We start from the raw sequence: 12,456 nt of genomic DNA on the forward strand, positions 1-12,456 counted from the left end.
TGCGTTCAGGTGTTATTGCACAGAAGCTGGGCATGACCCGCGTCTATAACGACGCTGGCGAACATGTACCAGTGACAGTTCTCCGCATGGAAGACTGCCACGTGGTAGCTCAGCGTACAGTTGAAAAAAACGGTTATACGGCTGTTCAGCTTGGCGTTGGACTTGCCAAGGTAAAGAACACAACTAAGGCTCTGCGCGGTCATTTCGCGAAGGCTGAAGTTGAGCCTAAGGCGAAAGTAGCGGAATTCCGCGTTTCGCCGGATAACCTTCTCGAAGTAGGCTCGGAGATTCTTGCCGAGCATTTCGTCGCCGGCCAGAAGGTCGATGTGACGGGCACTTCTATCGGTAAAGGTTTTGCCGGTGTTATGAAGCGCCACAACTTTGCTGGTCATCGTGCTTCGCACGGTAACTCAGTTACCCACCGCGCTCACGGCTCGACCGGTCAGCGTCAGGATCCGGGTAAGGTGTTCAAGGGCAAGAAGATGGCTGGTCACATGGGTCAAACCCGCGTGACGACGCAGAACATCGAAGTTGTCTCTACAGATAGCGATCGTGGCCTTATTCTGGTTCGCGGCGCGGTTCCTGGCTCCAAGGGCGCCTGGATCCTCGTTCGTGATGCAGTCAAGGTTTCGCTGCCTGAGAATGCACCTAAGCCGGCTGCCCTGCGTTCAAGCGCAAACAATGCAGCTGCGGATGCAGTCGCGACTGAGGGAGCCGAATAATGGATCTCACGATTACAACTCTTGAAGGCAAGGATGCCGGCAAGGTCAAGCTGAACGAAGAAATCTTCGGCCTCGACCCGCGCGACGACATTCTTCAGCGCGTCGTGCGCTGGCAGCTGGCTCGCCGCCAGCAGGGCTCTCATGATGCCAAGGGCCGCAGCGACATCAGCCGCACCGGTTCGAAGATGTATAAGCAGAAGGGTACGGGTCGCGCTCGTCACCATTCGGCTCGTGCACCGCAGTTCCGCGGCGGTGGTCAGGCTCACGGACCAGTAGTCCGTACGCATGATCATGATCTGCCAAAGAAGGTTCGCGCTCTCGGCTTGCGTCATGCTCTGTCGGCTAAGGCTAAGGCATCCGACCTGATCATCATCGATGATCTGGCTGCCTCTGAAGCCAAGACAAAGCAGCTTGTTTCGCAGTTCGCAAAGCTCGGTCTTGAAAATGCACTCCTCATCGGTGGTGCAGAGATCGACGTGAACTTCCAGCGCGCTGCTTCGAACATCCCGAACATCGATGTTCTGCCAGTACAGGGCATCAATGTTTACGACATCCTGCGTCGTGGCAAGCTCGTGCTTTCCAAGGCAGCTGTCGAAGCCCTCGAGGAGCGTTTTAAATGACCGATCTTCGCCATTATGACGTGATCGTCAGCCCAGTTATTACTGAGAAGTCGACCCTTGTTTCCGAACATAACCAGGTCGTCTTCAACGTAGCTCGCAAGGCGACGAAGCCGGAAATCAAGGCTGCAATCGAGGCGCTTTTCGGCGTCAAGGTAAAGGCCGTTAACACCACTGTGCGCAAAGGCAAGGTGAAGCGGTTCCGCGGCATTGTCGGGCGCCAGAGCGATGTCAAGAAAGCGATCGTTACTTTGGCTGAAGGCCAGAGCATCGACGTTTCGACAGGTCTCTGAGAGGCCATGGAGTAAAGACAATGGCACTCAAGCACTTTAATCCGACCACGCCAGGCCAGCGTCAGCTGGTCATCGTGGACCGTTCGGAACTCTACAAGGGCAAGCCGGTCAAGTCCCTGACCGAAGGTCTGTCCAAGAAGGGTGGCCGTAACAACACCGGTCGTATCACTGTTCGCTTTCAGGGCGGTGGTCACAAGCGTTCTTACCGTTTTGTTGACTTCAAGCGTCGTAAGCACGACGTCGTCGCTACGGTTGAACGCCTGGAATACGATCCAAACCGCACCGCGTTTATCGCGCTGATCCGCTATGAAGACGGCGAGCTGAGCTACATTCTGGCTCCGCAGCGTCTGGCAGCCGGCGACAAGGTCATTTCCGGCCAGTCCGTCGACGTTAAGCCAGGCAATGCAATGCCGCTTTCGTCGATGCCTGTTGGTACGATTATCCACAACGTGGAAATGAAGCCAGGCAAGGGCGGCCAGATTGCTCGTTCGGCTGGTGCATATGCACAGCTCGTCGGACGTGACCAGGGTATGGCTATCCTGCGTCTCAATTCTGGTGAACAGCGTCTGGTTCCAGGTGCATGTTTCGCAACGGTTGGCGCAGTTTCCAACCCAGAGCATAGCAACATCAATGACGGTAAGGCCGGTCGTTCGGTCTGGCGCGGTAAGCGTCCTCACGTTCGCGGTGTTGCAATGAACCCAGTTGACCACCCGCATGGTGGTGGTGAAGGCCGCACTTCCGGTGGTCGTCATCCGGTCACGCCTTGGGGCAAGCCTACGAAGGGTAAGAAGACCCGTTCGAATAAGGCGACCGATAAGTTCATCATGCGCTCGCGTCATCAGCGCAAGAAGTAAGAGAGGTAGTCTGAAGTGGCTCGTTCAGTTTGGAAAGGTCCGTTCGTCGATGGCTATCTTCTCAAGAAAGCTGAGAAGGTACGCGAGGGCGGTCGTAGTGAAGTCATCAAGATGTGGAGCCGTCGCTCCACTATCTTGCCGCAGTTCGTTGGCCTGACCTTCGGTGTTTATAACGGCAACAAGCATGTGCCGGTATCGATCTCCGAAGAAATGGTTGGACACAAGTTCGGTGAATTCGCGCCGACACGTACCTATTACGGTCACGGCGCGGACAAGAAGGCAAAGAGGAAGTAACGATGGGCAAGGCCAAGGCTCCCCGCCAGCTTAAGGATAACGAGGCGAAAGCCGTCGCCCGTACGCTTCGCGTCAGCCCGCAGAAGCTTAATCTTGTCGCGGCATTGATCCGCGGTAAGAAAGTAAATGCGGCACTTGCTGATCTGACGTTCTCGCGCAAGCGGATCGCGGAAACAGTGAAAAAGACGCTCGAATCGGCTATCGCCAACGCAGAGAACAATCATGATCTCGATGTTGACGCGCTGATCGTTGCTGAAGCTTATGTCGGCAAATCCATTGTCATGAAGCGTTTCCACGTTCGTGGACGTGGTAAGGCAAGCCGCATCGAAAAGCCGTTTTCGCATCTCACCATTGTTGTCCGCGAAGTTGCGGAAAAAGGGGAGGCCGCATAATGGGCCAGAAGATTAATCCAATCGGTCTTCGTCTCGGCATCAACCGCACCTGGGATTCGCGTTGGTACGCGAATACCGGTGAGTACGGCAAGCTTCTGCATGAAGACGTGAAGATTCGCGAATATCTTAAGAGCGAACTCAAGCAGGCTGCGATCTCCAAGATCGTAATCGAGCGTCCGCACAAGAAGTGCCGCGTGACGATTCACTCGGCTCGTCCGGGTATCATCATCGGCAAGAAGGGTGCAGACATCGAAAAGCTTCGTAAGAAGCTTTCCGAGATGACGAATTCCGATGCGTCGCTCAACATTGTTGAAGTTCGCAAGCCGGAAGTCGATGCTACGCTGATCGCTCAGTCGATCGCTCAGCAGCTCGAACGCCGTGTGGCATTCCGTCGCGCCATGAAGCGTGCTGTTCAGTCAGCAATGCGTCTGGGTGCGGAAGGTATTCGTATCAACTGCTCCGGCCGTCTGGGTGGCGCTGAAATCGCACGTATGGAATGGTACCGCGAAGGCCGCGTTCCTCTTCACACGCTGCGTGCTGATATCGACTACGGTACAGCAGAAGCGCAGACCGCTTACGGCATCTGCGGCGTGAAGGTTTGGGTATTCAAGGGCGAAATCCTTGAGCACGACCCAATGGCTTCTGAACGTCGTGCGGTTGAGGGTGACAATCAGGGTTCCCAGCAGAACCGCCGCCGCGAAAACGCTTAAAAAGCGGGCCGCGGGCGAGAAATTTGGAGTAGAGAACAATGATGCAGCCTAAGCGCACCAAGTTCCGTAAGCAGTTCAAGGGCCGTATCCACGGCAACTCGAAGGGCGGTACGGACCTTAATTTCGGTGCATTCGGTTTGAAGGCCGTTGAGCCTGACCGCGTCACAGCACGACAGATCGAAGCGGCTCGCCGCGCGATCACCCGTCACATGAAGCGTGCCGGTCGTGTATGGATCCGTATCTTCCCGGATCTGCCAGTAACATCGAAGCCTACCGAAGTCCGTATGGGTAAAGGTAAGGGTTCAGTTGACTACTGGGCATGCCGCGTAGCACCAGGTCGTATAATGTTTGAGCTTGACGGCGTACCCGAAGATGTGGCACGCGAAGCCCTGAGACTCGGCGCTGCAAAGTTGTCGGTCAAGACGCGCTTCATTCAGCGCATCGCAGAGTAAGAGAGGCAGTCATGAAAGCCGCAGACGTTCGGGCCAAAAGCCTCGATCAGATGAACGATGAGTTGGGCGCCCTGAAGAAAGAGCAGTTTAATCTGCGCTTTCAGAAGGCAACCGGCCAGCTCGAAAAAACCGCGCGCGTGAAGCAGGTTCGCCGTGACATTGCGCGTATTAAGACCATCGCCCGCCAGAAGGCGGCCGAAAGCAAGGCATAAGGAACAAGTATAATGCCTAAACGCGTTCTGCAGGGCGTTGTCGTCAGCGACAAAAACGATAAGACTGTTGTGGTTAAGGTTGAGCGTCGCTATTCGCACCCGCTCCTCCAGAAGACCGTTCGCCAGTCGAAGAAGTATAAGGCGCACGACGAAAACAACCAGTTCAAGATTGGTGATCAGGTTTCTATTGAAGAATCCAAGCCAATTTCGAAGGACAAACGCTGGGTCGTTCTTTCGAACGTAACAGCGGGCTAAATTACAAACACGCAGCTTAGGTAGGGCAGGAGCCCTTAACCAGCTGAAGGAAAAGAAGGCGGCCAGTCATGATTCAGATGCAAACAAACCTCGACGTGGCGGATAATTCCGGCGCACGTCGTGTCATGTGCATCAAGGTGCTGGGCGGCTCGAAGCGGCGTTATGCTTCCGTTGGCGACATCATTGTGGTGTCGATCAAGGAAGCTATTCCGCGCGGCCGCGTCAAAAAAGGTGACGTGATGAAGGCGGTGGTCGTACGGACCGCCAAGGACATCCGTCGCGCAGACGGTAGCGTTATTCGTTTCGATAATAACGCAGCTGTTCTCATCGATAACAAGAAAGAGCCTATCGGCACGCGTATCTTCGGACCGGTTCCGCGCGAACTTCGCGCAAAGAGCCACATGAAGATCATTTCGCTGGCTCCGGAAGTTCTGTAAGGAAGCAAGACGATGCAAAAGATTCGCAAAGGCGACAGCGTTGTCGTGCTGTCCGGTAAGGACAAGGGCCGTACAGGCGAAGTTCTTCAGGTTATGCCTAAGGACGACAAAGCCGTTGTTCGTGGCATTAATGTTGTGAAGCGTCATCAGCGCCAGACACAGACTCAGGAAGCCGGCATCATCTCGAAAGAGGCGCCGATTCATTTGTCGAACCTGGCAGTTGCTGATCCTAAGGACGGCAAGCCAACTCGCGTTGGTTTCCGCGTTGAGGACGGCAAGAAGGTTCGCGTCGCAAAGCGTTCGGGAGCAGTGATCTGATGGCTGAAGCTAAGGCACTTCCACGCTTCAAGAAAGTTTATCTGGATACGATCCGCAAGGCTCTTCTTGAAGAATTCAAATATGACAACGAGATGCAGATCCCACGCATCACCAAAGTTGTTCTCAATATGGGCGTAGGCGAAGCCACTTCTGATTCGAAGAAGCCAGCTGTTGCAGCAGAAGATCTGGGCTTGATTGCCGGTCAGAAGGCTGTCATTACTCGCGCCCGTAATTCGATCGCGACCTTCAAGTTGCGTGAAGACATGCCAATCGGTACGAAGGTAACTCTTCGTGCGGACCGCATGTACGAATTCCTTGATCGTCTGATCACGATTGCGCTTCCGCGCGTTCGAGATTTCCGCGGTCTGAATCCGAAGAGCTTTGATGGCCGCGGCAACTTCGCCATGGGTATTAAGGAACACATCGTGTTTCCAGAAATCAACTACGATAAAGTTGATCAGATCTGGGGCATGGACATCATCGTTTGCACGACCGCTAAGACGGATGATGAAGCCCGCGCTCTTCTGCGCGCCTTCAACTTCCCGTTCCGGCAGTAACGGCAAGCGTAGCGAGGTATATTAATATGGCCAAGACTAGCGCAGTCGAAAACAACAAGCGCCGCGAAAAGTTGGTTAAGCGTCATGCTGAAAAGCGTGCACGTCTGAAGGCGATCGTAATGGATCAGAGCCTTCCGCTGGATGAGCGTTTCCGCGCTACTATCCAGCTCGCCGAACTGCCGCGCAATTCTGCTAAGGTCCGTATTCGCAATCGTTGCGAAGTTTCGGGTCGCCCGCGTGGTTATTACCGTAAACTGAAGATGTCGCGTATTGCGCTTCGCCAGTTGGGTTCGCTTGGACAGATTCCAGGCATAGTTAAGTCGAGCTGGTAAGGAGTAGCATATGTCTGTGTCAGATCCTATCGGCGATATGCTGACCCGTATCCGCAACGCAGTTGGCCGCAAGAAGACCAAGGTTTCGACCCCGGCTTCGAAGCTGCGCGCTCGCGTACTGGATGTTCTTCAGTCTGAAGGTTACATCCGCGGATACACGCAGAGTGAATTCGTGAACGGCAAAGCCGAGATCGAAATCGAACTGAAGTATTATGAAGGCGTTCCAGTCATTCGTGAACTGACCCGCGTTTCGAAGCCTGGCCGTCGCGTTTACGTGTCGGTCAAGTCGATCCCGCAGGTTGCGAATGGCCTTGGCATCTCGATCCTGTCCACCCCTAAGGGTGTGATGGCTGATCATGAAGCTCGTGAACAAAACGTTGGTGGTGAGCTGCTCTGCCGCATCTTCTGATGCGGCCGACAGTGAACAGATAAAAGACAGGTATAAAAATGTCTCGTATCGGTAAAAAACCCGTGCCGGTCCCGGCGGGCGTGACCGCCAGCGTTGAAGGTCAGACCGTCAAGGCTAAGGGCGCGAAAGGCGAATTGTCTTTCGTAGTGCACGATGAAGTTCTGGTTAAGCTCGAAGACGGCGCTGTAAGCGTCGATCCTCGTGACCAGTCCAAAGAAGCTCGCTCCAAGTGGGGCATGTCGCGTTCGATGATCGTTAACATCTTCGAAGGCGTCGAAAAGGGCTTTGAAAAGAAGCTTGAGATTAGCGGCGTTGGTTACCGTGCTGCTATGCAGGGCAAGAATGTTCAGCTTTCGCTCGGCTTCAGCCACGAAGTGGTCTATGACGTGCCTGCTGGCATCACTGTTGCTGTTCCTAAGCCGACGGAAATCGTCGTCTCTGGTATCGACAAGCAACAGGTCGGTCAGGTCGCGGCTGAGATCCGCGAATATCGCGGCCCCGAGCCTTACAAGGGCAAGGGCGTCAAGTATGCTGGCGAGAAGATCGTCCGCAAAGAAGGCAAGAAGAAGTAAGGGAAGCGCGTCATGGCATCGCCAAAAGAAACTTTGCAGCGTCGCGCTGCTCGTGTACGCCGTCAGGTCAAGGCTGTCGCAAACGGCCGTCCACGTCTCAGCGTACACCGCTCTTCCAAGAACATCTACGTTCAGGTTATCGACGACGTTCGCGGTGTTACCATCGCAGCTGCTTCGACCCTGGATGGCGACCTGAAGGGCAAGCTCAAGACCGGCGCCGACTCCGCAGCAGCAGCTGCAGTTGGCAAGCTGGTTGCAGAGCGTGCTAAGAAAGCAGGCGTCAGTGAAGTAGTGTTCGACCGTGGTGCATTCATTTACCACGGCCGTGTGAAGGCTCTCGCCGAAGCTGCCCGCGAAGGCGGACTTAGCTTCTAATAATTTTGTGCTTCCGGAAAAAAATAAAGGAATAGGATATGGCACAGAAAGAACGTAACCGCGAAGATCGCGGTCGTGAGGAGCGCGACAGCGAATTCGTTGACAAGCTCGTTCACATTAATCGCGTCGCCAAGGTTGTTAAGGGTGGCCGTCGTTTTGGTTTCGCTGCGCTCGTCGTAGTTGGCGACCAGAAGGGCCGCGTTGGCTTCGGTCATGGTAAGGCACGCGAAGTGCCTGAAGCGATCCGTAAGGCAACTGAAGCTGCTAAGCGCGACATGATTTTCGTTCCGCTTCGTTCGGGCCGTACTCTGCATCACGATGTGCAGGGCCGTCACGGCGCTGGCAAGGTTCTCCTCCGTGCAGCTCCTGCCGGTAAGGGTATCATTGCTGGTGGTCCAATGCGTGCAGTGTTCGAAACGCTTGGCGTTCAGGACGTTGTTGCTAAGTCGCTCGGCTCCTCGAACCCTTACAACATGGTTCGTGCAACCTTTGACGCTCTGAAGCATCAGATGCATCCAAAGGACATCGCTGCACAGCGCGGTATCAAGTACTCGACCCTTCAGGCTCGCCGCCATGATGTGGTCGGTTCGGAAGAATAGCCGATAGTTTGTGCCAGTCCGGTGCACAAACACCGGATACGCCATAGACAAGGGATTTGAGTGATGGCTGAGAAGAAGGGTAAGACGGTTACGGTCGAACAGATCGGAAGCCCTATCCGTCGTCCAGCCGAACAGCGTGCAACGCTGATCGGACTCGGACTTAACAAAATGCACCGCCGCCGCACACTGGAGGATACTCCTTCGGTTCGTGGTATGATCGCCAAGGTTCAGCATCTCGTCCGCGTTGTGGACGAGGCCTGATAACGCAGGGGATAGAGACATGAAACTCAACGATCTGCGTGATAAGCCAGGTTCAGTAAAGGCGCGTAAGCGCGTCGGCCGTGGTATCGGCTCCGGCACCGGTAAGACCGCTGGCCGCGGCGTCAAGGGACAGAAGTCCCGTTCTGGCGTAGCGATCAACGGCTTTGAAGGCGGCCAGATGCCAATCTACCGCCGTCTGCCTAAGCGCGGCTTCACCAACATCTTTGCAAAGAGCTTCAACGTTGTTTCGCTCGGCCGTGTTCAGGCTGCGATCGACGCTGGCAAGCTGGATGCAAAGGCAGTTGTGAATAGCGATTCGCTTAAGGCTGCTGGCGTGATTCGTCGCGCTCTGGACGGTGTTCGCGTTCTTGCGGACGGCGAACTGAAGGCAAAGGTAGCCTTCGAGGTTGCTGGTGCTTCCAAGGCTGCGATCGAAAAGATCGAAAAGGCCGGTGGTAGCGTAAAGCTTCCTGAAGCTGCTGCCGAATAAGGCATCGACATAAAAATAAAAAGCGGCGGCCCTTGTGCCGCCGCTTGCACATTTATGCCAATGCGCATATCTGGGTAGGGTCTTCTTGTCCGAAGGGATGCGAGTTGGAAAAACGCGCGTCGATGGGAGTGGGGGACCGGAGACTTTTCACCGGAGAAATTTAATGGCATCGGCTGCTGAACAGCTAGTTTCCAATCTCAATTTTTCGGCTTTCTCTAAAGCTGAAGAACTCAAGAAGCGCATCTGGTTCACACTGGGCGCTTTGCTGGTGTACCGTTTCGGCACCTATATTCCGCTGCCCGGCATCAATCCTGATGCGCTTGCGCAGGCTTTCCAGCAGCATAGCCAGGGTGTGCTCGGACTTTTCAATATGTTCGCCGGTGGTGCGGTTGGCCGTATGGCTATCTTCGCTCTTGGCATCATGCCGTACATCTCTGCCTCGATCATCGTGCAGCTTATGACGTCGGTTGTTCCGACGCTTGAAGCGCTGAAGAAAGAAGGCGAGTCGGGTCGCAAAATTATCAATCAGTACACCCGCTATGGTACGGTGCTTCTTGCAATCGTACAGGCTTATGCCATTTCGGTGGGTCTGCAGTCGGGTAATGGGATTGTCACCAATCCTGGACCAATGTTCCTGATTTCGTCGGTGATTACGCTTGTTGGCGGTACCATGTTCCTGATGTGGCTTGGTGAGCAGATCACTGCTCGCGGCATCGGTAACGGTATTTCGCTCATTATCTTCGCCGGCATTGTTGCAAACCTTCCACATGCTATTTCCGGTACGCTGGAACTAGGTCGTACTGGCGCTCTGTCGACCGGTTTGATCCTCGGCGTTATCGTTCTGGCCATCGCGCTGATCGCTATCATCGTTTTCGTTGAGCGTGCGCAGCGTCGTCTTCTGATCCAGTATCCGAAGCGTCAGGTTGGCAATCGCATGTTCCAGGGCGATACTTCGCATCTGCCTCTCAAGCTCAACACGGCTGGCGTTATCCCTCCGATCTTCGCTTCGTCGCTGCTGCTTCTGCCTGCCACCGTTGCTGGCTTTGCAAATACAGCTGAAATGCCGGCTTGGGGAACAACTATTCTCAACGCTCTCGGTCATGGTCAGCCGCTTTATATGCTGTTCTATGCGGGCTTGATGGCATTCTTCTGCTTCTTCTACACGGCTATCGTGTTCAATCCCAAGGACACAGCTGACCAGCTTAAGAAGCACTCCGGCTTTATTCCGGGCATTCGTCCGGGTGAACGTACAGCTGAGTACATAGACTATGTGTTGACACGCATCACTGTTGTCGGCGCCATCTATATTGTGCTTGTCTGTCTTCTGCCGGAATTCCTGATTTCCGCGACCGGTGTACCATTCTATCTTGGCGGTACTTCGCTGTTGATCGTGGTCAGCGTAACGCTCGATACGGTTGCGCAAATTCAGGGACATCTTGTCGCTCATCAGTATGAAGGGCTGATCAAGAAGTCCAAACTCAGAGGTGGGAAACGTAATAAATGAGACTGATACTTCTTGGGCCGCCCGGAGCAGGTAAGGGGACGCAGGCTGGACTTCTTACCAAGAAGCATGGAATACCTCAGCTTTCGACTGGCGACATGCTGCGTGCAGCAGTCGCTCAGCAGAGCGAGATCGGGAAGCGCGCCAAGGCAGTGATGGATGCCGGGCAGCTGGTTTCTGATGAAATCGTCAACCAGATCGTTTCAGAGCGCATTGATGCGCCGGACTGCGCAAGCGGTTTCATTCTGGACGGTTATCCGCGTACTGTGCCTCAGGCGCAGGCCCTCGGCGAAATGCTGGTTGGCAAAGGTCTCAAGCTTGATGCGGTCATCGAGCTTAAGGTTGACGAGAATGCATTGGTCAAGCGGATGGAAAGCCGCGTGGCTGAAACGATTGCCAAGGGTGGTCAGGTTCGTTCCGACGATAACCCTGAAGCCTTCCGTAAGCGTCTCGTTGAATACCGTGAGAAGACTTCGCCTCTTTCCAGCTATTACGCTGGAACCGGTGAACTTCGCGTCATCAATGGTATGGCTCCGGTTGAAGAAGTTACTGCCGAAATTGAGAGAATTCTCGTTCCGGCTTGAGGCTTGAAAAAGTCGTTTAAAAATTGCGGACAGGAAGACGTTTAGCGTTTTTCTGTCCGCTTCTCGCTTTCAAGAGTTGCTTTTAATGTCTGTGCAGTTGCTTTGGCAGCTTTACGGACAGTTAAGAGTTGACTTTTTCGGGCGATTCCGTCAAAGACTGCCCCACTTCAATTGGTTTGAATGGTCGGTTCTGGCGGAAATAGTAAGAGGCCGGGACCGGTCAAACAATGCTGTCTGGTTGATCGCATCTGCCAGATCGATTTTTATGTAACTCAAGGAGAACAGACGTGGCACGTATCGCTGGCGTCAACATCCCGACGAACAAGCGCGTAATCATTGCGCTTCAGTACATCCACGGGATTGGACCTAAATTTGCTCGTCAAATCGTAACGAAGGTCGGCATTGCTGACGATCGTCGCGTAAACCAGCTGTCGGATGCTGAAGTACTTCAGATTCGTGAAGCTATCGATGCTGAATACCGCGTCGAAGGTGACCTGCGTCGTGAAGTTTCCATGAACATCAAGCGTCTGATGGACCTTGGCTGCTACCGCGGTCTGCGTCATCGTCGTTCGCTGCCAGTTCGTGGTCAGCGCACGCATACCAATGCACGTACCCGTAAGGGTCCTGCAAAGGCTATCGCAGGTAAGAAGAAGTAATTTTCGGCAGAACCAATCGTTCTGTCGGGCTTGCCCGATAATCGGGTGGGTTCGGTGCTGGTCCTTATCAAAGGGCCGGTGGAGCCGCTGGAATTACGGCGGTGTCGAGATCGAGTTTTGAGAGGACTATCATGGCTAAGGAAGCCCAGCGTATTCGCCGTCGCGAGCGCAAAAACATCTCGTCGGGCGTTGCCCACGTTAATTCGACGTTCAACAACACCATGATCACCATCACGGATGCACAGGGCAATGCGATTGCCTGGTCTTCTGCAGGTGCTCAGGGTTTCAAGGGTTCGCGTAAGTCGACCCCGTTTGCCGCACAGATCGCTGCTGAAGATTGCGCCAAGAAGGCTCAGGAACATGGCATGCGCTCCCTCGAAGTCGAGGTTTGCGGACCGGGTTCTGGTCGTGAATCTGCGCTGCGCGCCCTTCAGGCTGCCGGCTTTGTGATCACGTCGATCCGCGATGTTACGCCGATCCCGCACAACGGTTGCCGTCCGCGCAAGAAGCGCCGGGTCTAATTTCTTTTATATGCCGCATGAGCCTCGGACCATGTGTCCGAGG

At 54.5% G+C, this 12,456-nt stretch carries 24 protein-coding genes; all 24 read left to right on the forward strand.

Going from position 1 to position 12,456, the window contains the following annotated elements; genetic code table 11:
• Window positions 1-722 (forward strand): 50S ribosomal protein L3 (gene rplC / locus RT142_RS00005; protein WP_313026410.1); only part of this gene is annotated, 722 nt, incomplete at its 5' end.
• Window positions 722-1,342, forward strand: coding sequence for a 50S ribosomal protein L4 (rplD, locus tag RT142_RS00010; RefSeq protein WP_007875344.1), 621 nt, complete (start codon window positions 722-724; stop codon window positions 1,340-1,342). The genes rplC and rplD, both read left to right, overlap by 1 nt.
• On the forward strand, window positions 1,339-1,632 hold the full coding sequence (locus tag RT142_RS00015) for a 50S ribosomal protein L23 (RefSeq protein ID WP_007875343.1): 294 nt from the start codon (window positions 1,339-1,341) through the stop codon (window positions 1,630-1,632). The genes rplD and RT142_RS00015 overlap by 4 nt, the downstream gene beginning before the upstream one ends.
• A 20-nt stretch (window positions 1,633-1,652) precedes the next feature.
• Window positions 1,653-2,486, forward strand: coding sequence for a 50S ribosomal protein L2 (gene rplB / locus RT142_RS00020; RefSeq protein ID WP_007875341.1), 834 nt, complete (start codon window positions 1,653-1,655; stop codon window positions 2,484-2,486).
• 15 nt (window positions 2,487-2,501) lie between these two features.
• Window positions 2,502-2,780, forward strand: a complete 279-nt coding sequence (rpsS, locus tag RT142_RS00025) for a 30S ribosomal protein S19 (protein WP_007875339.1) — start codon at window positions 2,502-2,504, stop codon at window positions 2,778-2,780.
• Window positions 2,781-2,782: 2 nt separating this feature from the next.
• Complete coding sequence (gene rplV, locus RT142_RS00030; RefSeq protein ID WP_007875336.1) at window positions 2,783-3,172, forward strand: 50S ribosomal protein L22; 390 nt, start codon at window positions 2,783-2,785, stop codon at window positions 3,170-3,172.
• A complete protein-coding gene (rpsC, locus tag RT142_RS00035; RefSeq protein WP_007875334.1) occupies window positions 3,172-3,882 on the forward strand; it encodes a 30S ribosomal protein S3 in 711 nt (236 codons plus the stop codon). Before rplV ends, rpsC begins: the two co-directional genes overlap by 1 nt.
• Window positions 3,883-3,920: 38 nt before the next feature.
• Window positions 3,921-4,334 (forward strand): 50S ribosomal protein L16, encoded by a 414-nt coding sequence (rplP, locus tag RT142_RS00040; RefSeq protein WP_007875332.1) that lies wholly within the window; start codon window positions 3,921-3,923, stop codon window positions 4,332-4,334.
• Between the two features lie 11 nt (window positions 4,335-4,345).
• Window positions 4,346-4,546 (forward strand): 50S ribosomal protein L29, encoded by a 201-nt coding sequence (gene rpmC, locus RT142_RS00045; protein ID WP_007875331.1) that lies wholly within the window; start codon window positions 4,346-4,348, stop codon window positions 4,544-4,546.
• A gap of 12 nt (window positions 4,547-4,558) precedes the next feature.
• Window positions 4,559-4,801, forward strand: a complete 243-nt coding sequence (gene rpsQ / locus RT142_RS00050; RefSeq protein WP_007875330.1) for a 30S ribosomal protein S17 — start codon at window positions 4,559-4,561, stop codon at window positions 4,799-4,801.
• 68 nt (window positions 4,802-4,869) lie between these two features.
• Window positions 4,870-5,238 carry a 50S ribosomal protein L14 gene (gene rplN, locus RT142_RS00055; RefSeq protein WP_007875329.1) on the forward strand — a complete coding sequence of 123 codons (369 nt, stop codon included), beginning with the start codon at window positions 4,870-4,872 and terminating at the stop codon, window positions 5,236-5,238.
• A 12-nt stretch (window positions 5,239-5,250) separates the two neighbouring features.
• Entirely contained in the window at window positions 5,251-5,556 is a 306-nt protein-coding gene (gene rplX / locus RT142_RS00060; protein WP_007875328.1) for a 50S ribosomal protein L24, read from the forward strand.
• Window positions 5,556-6,113 (forward strand): 50S ribosomal protein L5, encoded by a 558-nt coding sequence (gene rplE, locus RT142_RS00065; protein ID WP_007875327.1) that lies wholly within the window; start codon window positions 5,556-5,558, stop codon window positions 6,111-6,113. The genes rplX and rplE overlap by 1 nt, the downstream gene beginning before the upstream one ends.
• A 26-nt stretch (window positions 6,114-6,139) precedes the next feature.
• Window positions 6,140-6,445 carry a 30S ribosomal protein S14 gene (rpsN, locus tag RT142_RS00070; RefSeq protein ID WP_007875326.1) on the forward strand — a complete coding sequence of 102 codons (306 nt, stop codon included), beginning with the start codon at window positions 6,140-6,142 and terminating at the stop codon, window positions 6,443-6,445.
• 10 nt (window positions 6,446-6,455) lie between these two features.
• The gene (gene rpsH, locus RT142_RS00075; protein WP_007875325.1) at window positions 6,456-6,854 is read left to right on the forward strand and encodes a 30S ribosomal protein S8; all 399 of its coding nucleotides are present in this window, start codon (window positions 6,456-6,458) and stop codon (window positions 6,852-6,854) included.
• Between the two features lie 38 nt (window positions 6,855-6,892).
• Window positions 6,893-7,426 carry a 50S ribosomal protein L6 gene (rplF, locus tag RT142_RS00080; RefSeq protein ID WP_313026420.1) on the forward strand — a complete coding sequence of 178 codons (534 nt, stop codon included), beginning with the start codon at window positions 6,893-6,895 and terminating at the stop codon, window positions 7,424-7,426.
• A gap of 12 nt (window positions 7,427-7,438) precedes the next feature.
• On the forward strand, window positions 7,439-7,801 hold the full coding sequence (gene rplR, locus RT142_RS00085) for a 50S ribosomal protein L18 (protein WP_064320721.1): 363 nt from the start codon (window positions 7,439-7,441) through the stop codon (window positions 7,799-7,801).
• A gap of 38 nt (window positions 7,802-7,839) precedes the next feature.
• Complete coding sequence (rpsE, locus tag RT142_RS00090; RefSeq protein WP_007875318.1) at window positions 7,840-8,400, forward strand: 30S ribosomal protein S5; 561 nt, start codon at window positions 7,840-7,842, stop codon at window positions 8,398-8,400.
• A gap of 63 nt (window positions 8,401-8,463) precedes the next feature.
• Window positions 8,464-8,661, forward strand: a complete 198-nt coding sequence (gene rpmD, locus RT142_RS00095) for a 50S ribosomal protein L30 (protein WP_007875314.1) — start codon at window positions 8,464-8,466, stop codon at window positions 8,659-8,661.
• A 19-nt stretch (window positions 8,662-8,680) separates the two neighbouring features.
• A complete protein-coding gene (gene rplO / locus RT142_RS00100) occupies window positions 8,681-9,151 on the forward strand; it encodes a 50S ribosomal protein L15 (RefSeq protein ID WP_064320720.1) in 471 nt (156 codons plus the stop codon).
• Between the two features lie 163 nt (window positions 9,152-9,314).
• On the forward strand, window positions 9,315-10,655 hold the full coding sequence (gene secY / locus RT142_RS00105) for a preprotein translocase subunit SecY (RefSeq protein ID WP_007875310.1): 1,341 nt from the start codon (window positions 9,315-9,317) through the stop codon (window positions 10,653-10,655).
• On the forward strand, window positions 10,652-11,236 hold the full coding sequence (locus RT142_RS00110; protein ID WP_007875309.1) for an adenylate kinase: 585 nt from the start codon (window positions 10,652-10,654) through the stop codon (window positions 11,234-11,236). Before secY ends, RT142_RS00110 begins: the two co-directional genes overlap by 4 nt.
• A gap of 287 nt (window positions 11,237-11,523) precedes the next feature.
• Window positions 11,524-11,892, forward strand: a complete 369-nt coding sequence (rpsM, locus tag RT142_RS00115) for a 30S ribosomal protein S13 (protein WP_064320719.1) — start codon at window positions 11,524-11,526, stop codon at window positions 11,890-11,892.
• A 131-nt stretch (window positions 11,893-12,023) separates the two neighbouring features.
• Window positions 12,024-12,413 carry a 30S ribosomal protein S11 gene (gene rpsK, locus RT142_RS00120; protein ID WP_024897028.1) on the forward strand — a complete coding sequence of 130 codons (390 nt, stop codon included), beginning with the start codon at window positions 12,024-12,026 and terminating at the stop codon, window positions 12,411-12,413.
• Window positions 12,414-12,456 lie beyond the last annotated feature (43 nt).

The sequence above is a fragment of the Brucella sp. genome, from assembly GCF_032066345.1.
GTDB classification, from domain to species: Bacteria; Pseudomonadota; Alphaproteobacteria; order Rhizobiales; family Rhizobiaceae; genus Brucella; species Brucella pseudogrignonensis.